The sequence below is a fragment of the Mucilaginibacter sp. Mucisp86 genome (assembly GCF_047324315.1).
In the GTDB taxonomy this organism is placed as follows: Bacteria; Bacteroidota; Bacteroidia; order Sphingobacteriales; family Sphingobacteriaceae; genus Mucilaginibacter.
Genome location: NZ_CP168503.1, coordinates 5,116,594 through 5,132,873 on the forward strand (window position 1 = coordinate 5,116,594; position 16,280 = coordinate 5,132,873).

Here is a 16,280-nt window from a genome sequence, read left to right on the forward strand (position 1 = left end):
CCATGGCCTGTAACGATAAAAATCCGCTTCAACGTGATGGCTCAAGCCAGTCACAGCGCTTTCTGAAAGCGCTTGACCCAGCCTACGCCCCAATTGAGGAATTGGGCATGGAAGACTGGCTAACGTTTGCGGCTGCTTATGCCGATAAAATAAATTACTATACCCCGAAAGACAGCAACTACCCGCAAGGCGACTGGAAACCGTTTTTTATCCAGGATAAAAAAGCGCTGCAGGATTTTCTGAAGCAGGTTGAGGTAAAAATGCAAAATGCAGGTTTGGGATTTCCCGACTCAAGCATTAAAAGTGATGTTGAACCACACCTTGCCTTGTTCATGTGCTTTATTATGCTGCTGCAGCACTCAGAAGATGCGCTGAACCAGTTTACCGGCCGTCATCTTGATTTTTATTTTAAACGGGTATTGCAGTTGCGCAACAGGCCGGAGGTACCGGATAAAGTGCACATCATATTTGAACTGGCCCGTAACCTCACCGGTTTTTTATTGCCGCAGGATACAGCACTTGATGCAGGTAAAGATAAAAGCCCTAAACCTAAGCCCGTTGTTTTTAAAACAAATGCCGAGCTGGCAGTAAACAGCGCCACCATAGCTGCTATGAAAAGCTGGTATCAATCGCCTGCAGATAATAAAGTCGCTTATGCCGATGTTACCTTCTCTGCCGATGGTTTGGGTACACCTTTTAAGGACGATGTACCCAAATGGAACCCCTTTGGCAGCAAAAGCTGGCCAACGGCATCAATGGGTTTTGCTTTTGCTTCAAGCGTTCTACTTCTGGGTGAGGGCGACCGTACTATAACCCTTACACTTAATTTTACCGGGCTCGATGCCTTTGATCCTGCATTAATAGCGCAGTTGTTTAAAGTATTTCTGACATCTGAAAAAGATTGGCTCCAGGCCGATTTTCCTTCAACCGCGCCCGCTACGCTGAGCCAGCAAAAACTGATTATAACTGTAAATGTACCACCTAAAGCTAAAGCGGTAGTACCCTATGATCAGGCTATCCACAAAGAGAATTACAAAACCGATTTTCCGGTTATTCGCCTGCTGATGACCGTACAGGACAACGCTTACCCTGTTTACCAGGCATTAAGTAAGGCCCGGCTTGATAGTGTGCAGATTGACGTAGCCGTAACCGGCATGAAAAACCTGGCGGTTGAAAATGATAACGGTAAGGTTGACCCCTCAAAACCATTCCTTGCTTTTGGGGCAGTACCCAAAATACATTCAAACCTTTATATTGGTAATGCTGAGATCTTTCAAAAACAGTGGACGGAGATCAAACCTCAAATTAACTGGAAAGGAGTACCGAGCCCGATAGAAGATTATTATAATGCTTACCGCGCCGATTTTGTAAGTCCTTCGTTTACACCGAGTGCTTATAAAATTACTTCCAGTTCAGGGCTTAGTGATTTCGGCGGGCGGGTTATTGCCGATAAAGATAGCTTTACTGCAAAGGTATCGTTTATCAAAGATGGAAAATGGTTCCCTGATGGAGGAAGCTCGATCAGCGTGCTCGATGACTCATTTACCTTAACACCGGATGGTGTGCCCCAGCCGGTAAATCAGGCCCCGAGTTTTATTAACCAATATCTTTACTTTAACGTATCCGGGGCATTTAATTACGGCTGGGGGGCACAGGCCGAAAAAGCACTTGTACAGCAATATGTACAGCCCATGCAGTTCTTTTTTCCTACACTGGGATTTATAGGCTTCCAGCAAACTGCCACACCGGTGCAAACACAAACCGAAAATTTTTCGGCCGGGGTTAAGGATAACTATATCCGCATCAATTTAGACCGCGACTTTTTGCATACCGAGTACCCCAAATTATTTGCGGCAGCCATGATTAAAAAAGAAGGGGACGCAATTATACCGTCGGTGCCTTATACGCCTGAAATAGCTTCGCTTACCATCGACTACAAAGCAACGGCTTCAAACGATATTGATAAGCTTACAAGCAGTAATAATAATGCCGGTCTGCTGGCCGACTATGTGAACCACAACGTTCAGTTTTTTCATGAAACACCATTTGGCCAGGCCGAGCAGCATGCTTTCCTCAAAAAACAATTTCACGGTTTAATTGATGGCAACATTACAGCCATACCACAGGCACCCGATCTTGCCGCGTTTTATATAGGCATCTCGGGTATTCAGACAGGATCGGTAGCCAGTATTCTTTTCCAGGTGGCCGAGGGGAGCGAGGATGCGCTTGCGCCATCGTTCTCTGATACCATCCAACCTAAATGGTTTTACTTATCCGGCAATGAATGGATTGCACTGGATAAAAGCAATATCATCAGTGATGATACCAACGATTTTTTACGCTCGGGGATTATCAAATTCTTAATTCCCGAAGGCGCTACAACCAATAATACATTTCTTAACCAAAGCCTAACCTGGCTTGGGGTTGAGCTACCAACTTCAGTTACTATCGATTCGGTTTGTAAGTTCATTAATGTACATATCCAGGCAGCCGAGGCTGAATTTGCCGATAATGACAACGAACTTTCACATCTGGACGCAGGCCTGCCCGCGGGTACAATAAGTAAGCTAATTGACAGGCTGCCGCAGATTAAATCGGTTACGCAGCCTTATGCCTCGTTCGGCGGTTTGTTGCCCGAGGATGATGGTGCCTTCCGTTTACGGGTAAGCGAACGCTTAAGGCATAAACACCGGGCAATTACCATTTGGGATTATGAACACCTGGTAATGGCGCAGTTTCCGCAGGTGTTTAGGGTTAAGTGCCTTAACCATACTAACGATGACATAGAGGTGGCGCCGGGTAGTGTAAGGGTTGTGGCTATCCCCGATATCCGTAACCAGATCAGTTTTGACCCATTTAAACCCCGGGTAAGCAAAAATACCCTGAGTGAGATCACTAAATACCTGTCGGGTTTAAACTCCATGCACGTTGATCTGCTGGCTATTAACCCTGATTATGAGGAAGTGATCCTTGATTTTAAGGTGAAGTTTTACTTCGGGCTGGATGAAAACCTGTACGCCATTAAGCTGAATACAGATTTGATCAATTACCTGTCGCCCTGGGCTTATAACCGCAATGCGGATATTGATTTCGGCGGAACATTGTATAAAAGCGTGGTGATCCGCTTTATTGAAGAGCTACCTTATGTTGATTATATAACCGATTTTAAGATGTACTTCACTGCATCGGGGCCCGCAAATCCCGATGTTTTGGAGGCAGGCAATTCAAAGGCCATTCTTGTATCGGCAAAGCAGCATTTAATTGATACCCAAACCATACCTACATGCCCATGATTGATCAGTTAACCATACCGAAACAAATTGATACCAGCCTTGGGCCCGAGTACAATACCCTGCGCACCGAAGGCATGCAGCATATCCGCGATCTGGCGAGCGCCATCTGGTCGGACTATAATGTGCATGATCCGGGGATTACCACGCTTGAGATGCTTTGTTATGCACTAACCGATCTTAACTATCGCATTACCCTGCCGGTGGAAAATATCCTGGCTGTTGACCACGATAATACCACCAGTATGCATGAGCAGTTTTTGTCTGCCATAAAAATACTGCCCGGTTACCCTGTTACCCCCGATGATTACCGCCAACTGTTTGTACGGATAGATGGTGTGCGGAATGCCTGGATCAAGAAATCGCCCCACAGTATTATTGCCAACTATAAACAACCGGATGGTAAACCGCTTTTGCGCTATGCAAAACCCGGCGAAAATGCCCTGACAGGCAAAGAGGTTAAATTCGATTTAAAGGGCATAAACGATATCCTGATTGATTTTGAGGACTTTCCTGAACTGGGCGGCGATGCCGCCAAGATCAAAGCCAAACAGGACGATATCATCAAACAAATAAAATCGGTATACCATTACTTCCGTGAGTTGTGTGAGGACCTTGACCAGGTAAAGGCGGTTGAAAACCAGGAAATAGTTATCTGTGCCGAAATTGAATTGCAACCCCAGGCCGATCCTGAAATGATCTGGGCACAGATCATGTTCAATATTGAGCAATACCTTACACCCGATATTCAATTTTACCTGTTGCAGGAGCTGCTTGACAAAGGCATGCAGCCCGACGAGATATTTGAAGGCCCCGTGCTTGATTTTGAAAACCTGCAGGGTATTGATGCCAAGTTTGCCAAACAGGGGTTTATTATCCCCGCTGAGCTTGCGGCCTCACAATTGCGTACCGAAGTGCGCCTGTCTGATCTGTACCGCATCATTATGGAAATTGACGGTGTGCGGCTGGTGAAACGCATTTCCTTTGGTTTTTGCGGCTGTACCGCACCTCAGAGCGAGGTTGCCGATAAGATCTATAAATCGAACCAATGGTTGCTTTGTATCCAGGATGGTCATAAGCCTGTTTTGTGCGAAACCAATTCGTCATTCACCTTTTATAAAGACGTGGTGCCTATCGAGCTGAAACAGTCAGAAGCCCAGACCGATCTTAACCAGTTACGTAAAGACTGGCAAGACAGCGTTGAGGCAAAGAAGATAGTCGACCTCCCCGTACCCGAAGGTGATTACCGCGATATCGGCCACTATGAAACCCTGCAAAACCAGTTTCCTGAAAACTATGGCATTTCACCGCTGGGTTTGCCCGATACCGCAACAACCGAACAACGTTCGCTGGCTTTACAGCTTAAAGGATATTTGTTGTTTTATGATCAGGTGCTGGCCAATTACTTCGCCCAGCTTTCAAATGCCCGGATCTTGCTCACTGCTGATGACAGTATCCGTAAAACCTATTTCAGCAATACGGTAAACGGTATCAGGGATGTAGAAAAACTTGTGGATGGCTATGCCCAATGGGAGCAAACAGTTGATGATGTAATTAAAGAAATTGGGCAGGATAACTATCCCGAGCGGAAAAATAAATTCCTTGATCATTTGCTGGCCCGCTTTGCAGAGCAATTTAACGAATACGTGTTTTTAATGTACCGCATTTACGGCGAAGATTATCAGCGCAATATCATCAGGCATAAGGTTAATTTTTTAAAGGATTATGATCAGATGAGCATTTGCCGTGGTAGCGGGATGGACTTGTATAACGCTAAAACGCCCGATCAGCAATTGGTGAATGTATCGGGCATGGAAAAACGCATCTCGATGCTGCTGGGTTTCTCCAACTATAAAATGCAGCAGCTAAGCGTGGAGGATTACCTTTTGTTCAAGGCCGATGCCCTGCATTACAACTGGACAATATCGCAGCTTGGTGTAGTGAAATTTAAAGGCAATGCCAATTATCTAAAGGAAATTGACGCCTATGAAGATCTCGGCCTGGTATCTGTGCTGGCCTGCGACAGGGAAAACTACCGCTTAAGCCCTGGACCTACTGCCGGCAAATATGTGTATAACATAGCCAACTCGGCCGGTACGCTACTTACCCTTAATGATATGGAGTTCAGCGCCGCTGCCATCGAAACCGAAATTGCATTTATCATCAAGTTTATGCAAAACGATTTTAAGATGGAGGGTATGTACGTGATAGAAAATATCCTGCTGCGGCCTCCATTTGATTATACCGGCGATGACAGTACCCATCACCAGTTTATGCCGGTTTGCCTTGATCCTAATGGCGTTTACTGCGAGCCGCTTGACCCATACTCTTTCCGTGTTTGTGTGATACTGCCCGGCTACAGCGTAAGGTTGCGTAATACAGCTTTCCGCACCTATGCCGAGCGGCTCATCCGTACAGAAACGCCGGCCCATATTTTACCGCGGATCTGCTTTATAGGCCATGATCAGATGGTTGGTTTTGAAGCGGTTTATAAAGATTGGCTTGCCGCCAAACACATAGCGGTAAGTACAGATACACCTATTGACCCGGTATTGAACAGCAAATTCATAGATGTGCTTGAAAAACTGTACACCGTTTATCAGCAGGGGCAGTTAAGCGATTGCGACGACGACACCCAGGAAACCAACCCGATTATATTGAATAAATCAAGCCTTGGCACCTTGCAGGGCGGCACAAATAATAACAGTTAAAACCTAAATAAAAAAGCCATGCCACCAGTAACCAACATAAAGCTCACCGATATAACTTTAGAGTATAACTCCTTTGTTGACAGCCAGGTGCTTACAGCCAAGCAACTGAACGATATTGTAGAGTTTTTTGAAGATCAGCAGCGCCTTACCCGTACCTGTTTAATTGGTGTTGGCCTGGTATGCGGTCTTAGCTTTAAAGGCGATGCCAACGGCATAACCATAGGTAAAGGCTGCGGTGTAACTACCGACGGTGATTTGCTTTACATGCCCGAAACAACCTATAAAAATTTCAGGGCCTATGATAATTCGCTGATTAAATACCCGCCTTTTTACCCTTTAGGGACAGATGCCGCTCAAATGGCTTTATGGGAACTGGTAACCCCGGATGACAAGGGCGTTTTCCCTACCGATAGCTTTGCCCTTACCAATTTTAAAGCAAAAGCCGGTAAAGATCTGACAGAAATGTACGGTCTGCTTTACCTGGAGTATTACTCTAAAGACCCAGATGCCTGTACCGCTATTGATTGTGATAACCAGGGGCGTAAGCAGGTAGCCAAGCCAAAAGTGCTGCTCGTTGCCCAGGCCGATATGAACCAGATCATCGAGCAAACCGGTTCGGAGGTTATTTATGATGATATCTACAAAAAGTATTTCAACGCTTACAACGCCTATTTTGATGCTCCGGTGCTGGCTGCGAAACGGGTGTTCTTTAATACGCAAACAACCGCATCATCATCTGCACTTACCGCTGCTTTTTCAAGTATCGCAAACACGGGGGCAGCAGGTTTATCAGCAGCCATTCAATCGTTATACAATACTTTCAAATTCGCGCTTGATCCGCAATCTGCTTACCCTATTACCAGTATCGTTGCGAATATCAATACAACGCTAAGCAAAGCTACGGCCCCAATGCAGGCACAATACCTGTATGATTTTTACAAGGACCTGCTAACCGGATACAATGAATTACGGGCCATACTTTCGGATATTATTTACCAGTGCTGCCCCAATATTTATGCCTTTCCAAAGCATATCATGCTGGGGGCTTTAAATGTTACTCCAACAGCCAAACCAACGCCTTATCGCCATAAATTTTATGCTTCGCCTGCTGTAAGCGCTAATAAGGACAAGCTGAATATTGCTTTGAATTTGTTAGACAGGCTGAACATCATGAGCAGTGGGTTCACCCTGCCTGCAAACCCAGTGGTGAAGGTAACTCCATCTACAGATAATAGTAAACCTTTAGAGGCAAGGGCCATCCCGTTTTATTACGGCAAACCGGTTGATCTGGCTAAAAAATGGAGTTATGGCCGATGGCTGCAGGGTACAGATAAGCTAATCCTTAGTTATAATGCTTCGGCCTATTCGCCTGCAAATGACGTTGTCGTAAATCCATTAAACTATTCCATTGATGCTAATAATTTTTTCAGGATAGAAGGACATATCGGCAAAAAGTATACTGATGCGCTTGCCGCGGTCGATAAGATCAGGCAGGATGCTAACCTCCCTTTTGATGTAGTGACCATCAGGCTGGGGGATGTTACCCTTAGCGACATCAACATTGATGACTATGCCTGCCAGTTTAATGACCTGGAGGCTACATTAAGAGCTTTCCAGGCCGAACAAAACTGCCTTTATAGCGATGTAAGCAAGTTTTTTTCAAGTTTTGATACCAAAACAGGCTATTCAGTGGCAAACCAGGTCCTGGCCCAGGCTGCACAGCAGCCACTGTCGTTCGCTAATGAAGAGGCAGCGGCGGCACCTGCAGCTGCAACACCCAAAATGAGGATGGCTGCAGCTACGGTTGAAAAAACTGCAGGCATATCAATCGGGAGCAGTATGGAAGCAACCAGCGGTCTGGCAATTAATAAAAGTATCAGCAGAGTAGCGGTTGATAGTGGTTTTAGCGCGGTGGATAATAACATCAATGTTGCGCAGGGCAGCATAGGTTACTATGTAGATCAGATCCGCAGGCAGGGCGACGCTGTAAGTATTTCGGACTATGCGGACGCTGCAGTTAAAAATATAGATACCTCGGCAACCGGTTCATATGAACAGGCTATAGCTGTTGATATTCCGGTGCGTGTGATTGCCGGTACCCGAAATATAAGCCAGTGGCTGCCCGACAGGCTGGTTGATATTGACGATGACACTATTACTAACTTCTCGGCCCGGGTAGATGATCTGTGCAACGAGGTAAAAGCGGCAAGTGTAAAAAGCCGCCAGATTTTTGCGAAGGCTGATTATGTGCGTAAGGGGTATGAAGATGATTACGAGCTGCAATTGTGGCGCTTGTCTGAAAACTGCTGTGCAGGCCAGGCGCTTGCCGTTATTTTAAAAGAAATCCAGGACCGCAAGGCTAAGTTGTTGGCTCAGCTTACTTTTTCGGCTTATGCTGCAAATCATACTGGTTTGGAGCATCTTGCAGGTGTACCTGCAGGCGGAACCTTTGTAATGGTATACGCCACTACCATGACTACGCCGAGTCCAACAATACCTCCAAATACACTTTCGCTCGATGAAAGGTTAAAGGCACTCCAGGCTAACCCTCAGTTCGTAAAAGGTTTTGCAAGTGATGCCGACGCGATGACTTTTATAGCTCAGAATACCAACTTTGATGACATTTCTGCCGCTGTGAAATTTTACCAGGTGCAGTCGCCGCGTAAATTTACACCAACAATTGAGGCCGATGTTATCAGTAAAACCCAGGCCTTAGCTGTTGATCTTGGTAAAGTAAGGTCAGTGGGCACAAATCCCGATGTGCCGGAAGATATTGTGTTTGCAGATTTTTGCTTGCCTTACATGTGCTGCTCTGATTGTCCGCCGGTGGCATTCATTATGCCTAAGCCACCGGTAGGTTTAAGCTTGCCTAAAGCCGTAGCCTGCTCAGACGAAGGCCTGCTGCAGTTTAAAGTTAGTCCGGCTGATGGGGTTATTAAAGCCGCTGCCGGTTTTGAAACTACCGTTGTAACTAAAGCAGCGGTAACCTACTTCGATACAACCAAGGTTAAAGATGGCACATTTGGCCAGCAGATTAAATTTACTGTCAATGATCAGCCTACAGAATGCACTATCACCGTATTTAAACACCCGTCTGTTAAACCTGCGGCCAGCATAAGTGATACAACACAGTTTGCCGTATTTATTCAGTTAACGGCTACAAGCAATCAAGCGCCTGGCGATACATTTGCCTACACCTGGACAATGCCCGACGGACAGGTGCATGCTAATCTTATCACACCGATTGATAACATTACCTTTCAGTATGCCGATCTTCGCGCAAAATTCCCTGATGGTAAACTAACCTTCACCTTATCTGCCAATAATCATGATTGTACCGATACACAACAGGTTGTTATTACGGTAGACATTCCTGAGGAGCCTGTAGACCTGCAGTTAGCTGCCAGCGAAGTTTGTTCGGACGGAGGTAATATAAACTTTACAACCGTACAACCTGCAACAGGTATCATTACCTCAAAATTAGCGGGAGACGCTGTGAAACTACTCGGCAGCCAGTGGGTTGTTGATCCTTCAAAAGGCCCTTATGATGTTAGCATCAACGACTTTATTGTGAACGGCAAGCCGGTTCCTGCTTGTACACTGATGATCCACGAGCATCCGCAGGCCTCGTTTGATTATAAAGTAGATGGTGATCCGGCCAAAGGCACTGCTACTGTTACGCTAACCAATAAAACACCTAATCCTGGCAGTTTCAAATTTACCTGGACGTTTGATGATGGCACTACCAGTAATGATGTAAATACTGTAAAAGTATTTAACATGGGGCAGTTTCCACGCGGTCGTAATACGGTCATCACACTTACAGCAGTGAATGCTAAGTTTGATAAATGCCGTGCGGTATTTACACCTACTCCGCCTGTTGCTTTACCTTCTACGATTACTACACCGATATTTACCAACCTGCCACCCTTAGGCACAACCACAACTACAACAACCCCACCGATACTTGTTGTTAAAGATGCACCTTCGGCTGCTGCGGTGACACCTAAAGTAGATCCGGCTGTGATTAAAGAAACCCCGGCAGTAACACCTTCGGTGACACCTAAAGTGGATCCGGCTGTGATTAAAGAAACGCCCTCGGTAACACCGGCGGCAACACCTAAAGTGGATCCGGCCACGACTAAACAGGACCCTGTTGTAAAACCGACGATAACACCTAAGATAGATCCGAAGATCATCAAAAAAGATCCGGGTACTACAGATCCTGGTACTGTTAAATAAGACTGAATTATGGCAGGTAGCACACATATTATCCACAAGCTGGTACTTGATATCGAAGTACCGCACCGCGATGCTGCCCGAAAGGCGCAGGATGAAGCCGTGCGGTACTTTGAACTGGTATTGCTTAAAAAGCTGGAGCAATTGCTGGATGATATGGATGTGCCTGCCCATGTTTTGATAGATAAGATTGATCTTAACCTGGGCGCGGGTAAACTGGAGGATGTTTTTGAGCAATTGCAGGCAAGCCTGGCTAAGGCGCTTGAGCCGGTTTTAAATCCTGCTGTATTACCCGGAAGCGACGAACCCGATAATGAGATCAGCTATTCATTGCTTACTGAAGAGCAGCAGACTTTTAGTGTATTTGTCTATTTTCTTGATACGGGAAGGCTCCCGTGGTATGTGGTTGCCTCAGCAGAATGGCTGCAGCACGAAGATATTTGGTTAAGTAAACTATCAGGGCTGTTAATAAATGATAAAAGCTACCAGGTAAAGCTCATTAAGCTTTTTAAAGGCTCGCAGCTTATACTGAGCAGATTGTTTAGCCAGTTCAGTATTACATTTATTAAAAAGTTGGCACCGGTTCTGCTGAATATAGATGCCCGTGAACTTCAAGAAAAACTCGATGCTGCTATAGGTGAAATCAGGGCTTTGGCAAGCGGCCAATCAACAGGTGATCAAGCAGCTTTGTCATCAGCAGAACTTACCGGGAAAACGGAGCATATTATCGAAAAACTTTTACTGATGATCTTTCTGCGCACAGGCAACAATGACTTTCCTGGTAGTAGTGCGGCCCATAAAAAGTTAGCTGCTTTATGGTATGAAAACTTAAATGGTTCTGGCGCAATGCCAACGTTGAACCTTATTCAAATTGCTGAAACGGTTATTCAATCAGCAGAAAATAAACCTGTCCAGCCAGCCAATAAACTTGTCCAGCCGGTCAATAAACCTGTAGTAACGCCCGATCATGCATCTGAAACGGAAATGAAAAAAGAGGAAGAGCTTGAGGGCAGGTATGTAAACCAGGCCGGTTTGGTGCTCCTGCATCCATTCCTCGAATATTTCTTTAAAGATTTTGGCTTGCTGCAGGATAACGATTTTGTTGATCTGCCGGCAAGGCAACTGGCCATTCACCTGCTGCATTATTTAGGCACCGGTAATGTAAAAGGTTTTGAGTACGATCTTGGTTTTGAAAAGTTTTTATGCAGCTGGCCTGCCAGAGAACCCTTGGAACGTGATATTGAGATCCCCCAGCGCATGCTTGATGAAGGTGACAATATGCTTCGCACGGTAATCAAGTATTGGAAAGCATTAAAAAATACTTCGCCGGGCGGCTTGCGCGAGGGCTTTTTAATACGAAAAGGAAAACTGATTGAAGCAGAGCAGCCTGTACGCCTTATCGTAGAGCGGATGGACCTGGATATCCTGCTTTCGTCATTGCCATGGGGGATTGGCGTAATTAAATTACCCTGGATGGATGGACCTTTTTACGTGGAATGGCAATGAAAACACCTCAAAAGGCAGCACCGGCAAATACCAAACAGCATCAGCCCGCCAACCGGCAGGCAGCAGGGAAAGATCCTTTTTTCTCGGCCGCTCATGACATAGATCGCGCGCCTGAATCTCCTTTTTTTGAGGGCAATAAGGTTCAGCGTAAAATGACGGTTAATGAACCCGGCGATCATTTTGAAAGGCAGGCCGACCAGGTAGCGGATAAAGTTGTTCAGCATATTAATCAGCCTAAAACCGCAGCTAACCCTGCAACCACTGCAACTGCTCCTGCCGCTGCATCTACCTCCGCTGTACAAAAGAAAGAGGATAAAAAAGAAGATAAGCAGGAAAAAGAGCAAAATGGTGCCGATAAAGAATTACAGCGCCGCCCCGTTTTTGAAAGTGATGGCGACCCCAATGAAGGGAATACCTTAAAACGCAGCAGCCAATCTGCTGCACCGGATGTATCTCAACAAACCCAGCAAAAGATTGAAAACAGCAAAGGTGGCGGCGAACCATTACCTTCCAATACCCGCGAGGATATGGAAAGTGCCATGGGGGCCGACCTGAGTGGCGTGCGCATCCATAATAACAGCGAGGCAGCCGGCTTAAGCAACGATTTGCAGGCTCAGGCCTTTACCCATGGTAATGATATTTATTTCGGCGCGGGCAAATATGATACCCAGAGTAAATCCGGGCAGCATTTGCTGGCGCATGAGGTGGCGCATACGGTACAGCAGGGAGGGGGCGGTGTAAAAAAGAAGATCCAACGGACCCCTGCCGCCACATCCCCGGGCCAGGGTGTTGCCAATACCGGCGAAGCAACGGCGCATGCCGGCGATAATAAGATCAACAAGGATCAAAAAACGATAAAGGTGCCATCTATACAGCTTCCTGGTTTTAAGCGAAGCATGATGCCTTCAACCGCCAATTATACTTTTAAAAAGAACTCGCGCAGCGGGGGGCATCTAAACTTATGGGAAACCACAGCCCTAACAGGCACCGGCTTTACAGATAAGTTTAACACAATGCGTACGGCGGAGTTACCCAATAACGGTGCCTCGCCAGCGGGTAATAACACTTATTTCATGGTATCTAAAACAGCGGCGTCTGAAGGGTTGATTTTTGGTAACCCGCAGGAAATAAGGCAACGATCCACACGGCCTACCTGGCGAAAGGGAGGGCAAACCAATGTGTTTCAAGTAGATCACAAGGTAGAATTGCAAATTGGTGGTGCCGATGTAAATATCGGTAACCTCTGGCTGCTTTCAGAGTCAATAAATACATCATCAGGTGGAACTATACAAGGGGCTATCCGTACGGCAGTGCAGGCGGTTATAACCGAAAATCCCGACCAGGCTGATGGATTGGCAGCGCAAACTGCTATGGACACCTACAGTATTACCGCCGAATCGTTAACGGCTGCAGGGACCGATAATGTAAGCGATGAAGACTATTATACCATTGGTGATATTCAGTCGGGCGCACATCTTGATGGATTGCGGTTTTTAGCGCCTGGCCGGGATGATGCCCTGCTCCATTCGTATGTCGATACTTCAAAGCTTCACATATTTTTTTCTGAAAGGCGAAGTAAACTTTTTGAGTTTCCGAAAGCGGGACCTTATTTTATGCCAGGCTCACGTAACTATGGTCTTCATATAAACTCTATAGATTACAATCCCACCACTGATATTATGCAGGCCGGCGGGGCCGGCACCATGAATGTAAGCCTGTTCAGGCAAAGTAATGTGGCGCAAAGCGTTAACGAAACCTTTCCTATTAATCCAATTCCAGGTATTTACGGTGGATATATATCCCGTCAGTCAATTTTAAGTACCCTGCATCCCGAGTTGAAAAAACTTAGCCCGGTTGAATTACTGGATGCCGGTATCAATGATAATGGGGCACTTGAGGCGCGGGGAAAAGTGCATACCAATATACCTTTGATTGATAATGCTGATATCGATATCGTATTTGATTCAAATGGTATAAGTGTACGTAAGGTATTTAACGGCGGTGAGATAAAGGTTCCTCCTCCCTTCAGGATCAAGGATACGTCATTGGGTATTACCCTTGGCGATTCGGGGCTCACCATAAACGGTAACCTTAATTTTGAGATCAACAGACTTGGAAGGGGGGAAATTCACGGCCAGGCCGGGTCATCCGGCGATTTCGCACTTGGTGGTTCATTTGATTTTGATAGTAACACATTTAATCCTGCCCGGATAACCGTTAACTATACCAAACCGGGTGAAGGGCCTGGAGGGGGCGGGTTTAGTGCTACAGGGGATATTGGTATCCCCGAAGGAAAAATAAGAGGTTTAAAAACAGCTCATATCAATGTAAGCTATGCTAATAATGTATTAACAGCAACAGGTACAGCCGAGCCGGATATTAAAGGTGTTAAAAGTGCCGATATTCATATATCATATGGCGGGGATGAACTCATAATTGGTGGTGGCTTTGCACTTGACGAAAATATCCCCGGTATACAAAGCGGCAGCGGTACGGTTGAGGTTAAAAAAGGTGCCGACGAGGTGTATCATGTAAAGGCCAGCGGAACGGCTGTTCCTAAAATTCCAAAGATAAATACTTCGTTAACTATTAATTATGATGATGGGGCTTTAACTATTGAAGGTACCGCGGCCTATACTGCCGACAGGGTATCGGGCGATGTAAGGGTGGGTGCTACTAACAGGGCTATTGGTGCCGATGGTACCCCTTCCGGCCCGGGCGGCGAGCATTTTACAGCTTACGGGTCGGGCTCTTTAACTTTAAAAGTGACCGATTGGTTACAGGCAACTGCTACAGTTAGGGTAACACCCGCGGGCGAAATAGAGGTTGTTGGCCGGTTAGAGTTACCGTCTGCGGTTGACGTTTTTCCCCGCAAGTCTATCAACAAAAATCTATTCACTGCTCCAACTATTGAAATTCCGCTTTTTGCAATACCGCTTGGGCCCCGCAGCATCGGGTTGGTAGCAACAATAAACGGTGGCCTTGATTTTGAAGCAGGAGTAGGGCCGGGTCAGTTGCGTAATGTTTTTGGGCAAATAGAGTTTAACCCTTCTCATCCCGAAAATACCCGCATATCGGGAGGCGCCCAGTTTGTTATACCCGCAAACGCGGGCATAAAGTTGCATGCCGACCTTGGTATAGGGCTTAGTGTTGGCTTAGCCAGCGTAACTGGTGGTATTGAAGTACGTGGTGGTTTAGGAATTGAGGGCGAAGCGAGTGCCAGCGCCGACCTTGCGTGGTCGCCAACTACCGGTTTTGAATTTAATGCCCTTGGTGAAATCGAAGTACATCCCAAATTTACCTTTGATGTAAATGCGCTGCTTCGGGCATCGCTTGACTTGGGTATCACCAGTATCTCAAAAGAGTGGAGGCATAACCTTGCCGCGTTTAGTTTTGGGCCCGACCTCCAGGTTAAAGTTTCGCTTCCTATTCATTATAAAGATGGTGAGCCATTTGACGTGAAAACTGATGATATTCAAGTTACTTATCCAGATATCAATATCCCTGAAATAGCCGGCGGCTTGGCCGACAGGGTTAAAAATGCAATATTATGAGCAACCGAAGCCAACTGACCGAACTGATAAACCTTGGTGCTATACAGCAGCTTAACGGCAACTTTGAAGATGCCGAGGCTTATTATACAAAAGCGGCTGATTTAAATGAGCCCAATGTTACCCTGCTCAATAACCGGGGAATGTTGTTTTACCAGCAAAATAAATTTGCCGAAGCAAAGCCGCTTTTTGAACGTGCTTTAGAAATTGACAGCCAAAATGCTTCGGCGTGGCTCAACCTGGCTAATACCGAGGTTTTGATGGGGCAGTATGATAAGGCTTTAAACGCTTTCAGGCAAACTATTGCAATTAAGGCCGATCAGTTTGAAGCCTGGGAAGGATTAGCTAAATTATATATGCTGTCGGCAGATATGGAAAGCGCCGAAACATGCTGGCTAAAAGCGGTTGAGCTTAATCCCACCAATTTAAATTTATTGATGGGGCTGGCGCAGGTTTACCTCTCAACCGGCAGGTATGACGATGCCTTTGAAATGGCAGATTATGTTTTATCAGAGAACCCGCAAAATGGCCGTGCTTTACAAACCGCGGGGTTAGCCCAATTAATGATAAAAAACTATGCATTGGCCACCGGGTACCTGATCAGGTATTTGATGCTGTTTCCTGGCGACATAGCTGTTCGTAATCACCTGGCAGTTGCCTATTTGCAAAGTGGTCAGTTAAATGAAGGGGCCGCAGAATATGAGCGGGTCCTGGAATATGATCCCGAAAATGAAGAAATAAGATTAAATACCGGGGTACTTTGCCTCGGGCTTAACCGTTTTGATGATGCGTTTTTACATCTGAAGCTATTGCTTGAACAGTATCCGGAAAACAAAAAGGGAAAACTATACTTCGGTATAGCCTTGGCTAACTTAAATCAAAAAGATAAAGCCAGACAAGTTTTTGAGGAACTGTTGCAGGAGCCCGGCGAGTGGGCCGCCCATGCCAAAAAACAATTGGACCTGTTAAATAATTTAAACTAA

The 16,280-nt window shown here is 46.0% G+C and carries 6 protein-coding genes; all 6 read left to right on the forward strand.

The genetic code is table 11. From position 1 onward, the window contains the following. The first annotated feature begins 2 nt into the window (after positions 1 to 2). From ACEN9X_RS21520 to ACEN9X_RS21545, 6 genes are read left to right on the forward strand one after another with little or no spacing between them, the layout of a single operon-like run. On the forward strand, positions 3 to 3,293 hold the full coding sequence (locus tag ACEN9X_RS21520) for a baseplate J/gp47 family protein (protein ID WP_413667093.1): 3,291 nt from the start codon (positions 3 to 5) through the stop codon (positions 3,291 to 3,293). Beyond that, positions 3,290 to 6,001: a hypothetical protein gene (locus tag ACEN9X_RS21525; protein ID WP_413667094.1), complete on the forward strand. Its 2,712-nt coding sequence runs from the start codon at positions 3,290 to 3,292 to the stop codon at positions 5,999 to 6,001. The genes ACEN9X_RS21520 and ACEN9X_RS21525 overlap by 4 nt, the downstream gene beginning before the upstream one ends. A gap of 18 nt (positions 6,002 to 6,019) precedes the next feature. Further along, the gene (locus tag ACEN9X_RS21530) at positions 6,020 to 10,243 is read left to right on the forward strand and encodes a hypothetical protein (protein ID WP_413667095.1); all 4,224 of its coding nucleotides are present in this window, start codon (positions 6,020 to 6,022) and stop codon (positions 10,241 to 10,243) included. A 9-nt stretch (positions 10,244 to 10,252) separates the two neighbouring features. Further along, positions 10,253 to 11,746 (forward strand): contractile injection system tape measure protein, encoded by a 1,494-nt coding sequence (locus ACEN9X_RS21535; RefSeq protein ID WP_413667096.1) that lies wholly within the window; start codon positions 10,253 to 10,255, stop codon positions 11,744 to 11,746. Next, on the forward strand, positions 11,743 to 15,300 hold the full coding sequence (locus tag ACEN9X_RS21540) for a DUF4157 domain-containing protein (protein WP_413667097.1): 3,558 nt from the start codon (positions 11,743 to 11,745) through the stop codon (positions 15,298 to 15,300). The genes ACEN9X_RS21535 and ACEN9X_RS21540 overlap by 4 nt, the downstream gene beginning before the upstream one ends. Next, the gene (locus ACEN9X_RS21545) at positions 15,297 to 16,280 is read left to right on the forward strand and encodes a tetratricopeptide repeat protein (RefSeq protein WP_413667098.1); all 984 of its coding nucleotides are present in this window, start codon (positions 15,297 to 15,299) and stop codon (positions 16,278 to 16,280) included. Before ACEN9X_RS21540 ends, ACEN9X_RS21545 begins: the two co-directional genes overlap by 4 nt.

Coding starts and splice junctions, on each gene's coding strand:
- ACEN9X_RS21520 (WP_413667093.1), top strand. CDS start 3: ATGGCCTGTAACGATAAAAATCCGCTTCAACGTGATGGCTCAAGCCAG.
- ACEN9X_RS21530 (WP_413667095.1), top strand. CDS start 6,020: ATGCCACCAGTAACCAACATAAAGCTCACCGATATAACTTTAGAGTAT.
- ACEN9X_RS21545 (WP_413667098.1), top strand. CDS start 15,297: ATGAGCAACCGAAGCCAACTGACCGAACTGATAAACCTTGGTGCTATA.
- ACEN9X_RS21525 (WP_413667094.1), top strand. CDS start 3,290: ATGATTGATCAGTTAACCATACCGAAACAAATTGATACCAGCCTTGGG.
- ACEN9X_RS21540 (WP_413667097.1), top strand. CDS start 11,743: ATGAAAACACCTCAAAAGGCAGCACCGGCAAATACCAAACAGCATCAG.
- ACEN9X_RS21535 (WP_413667096.1), top strand. CDS start 10,253: ATGGCAGGTAGCACACATATTATCCACAAGCTGGTACTTGATATCGAA.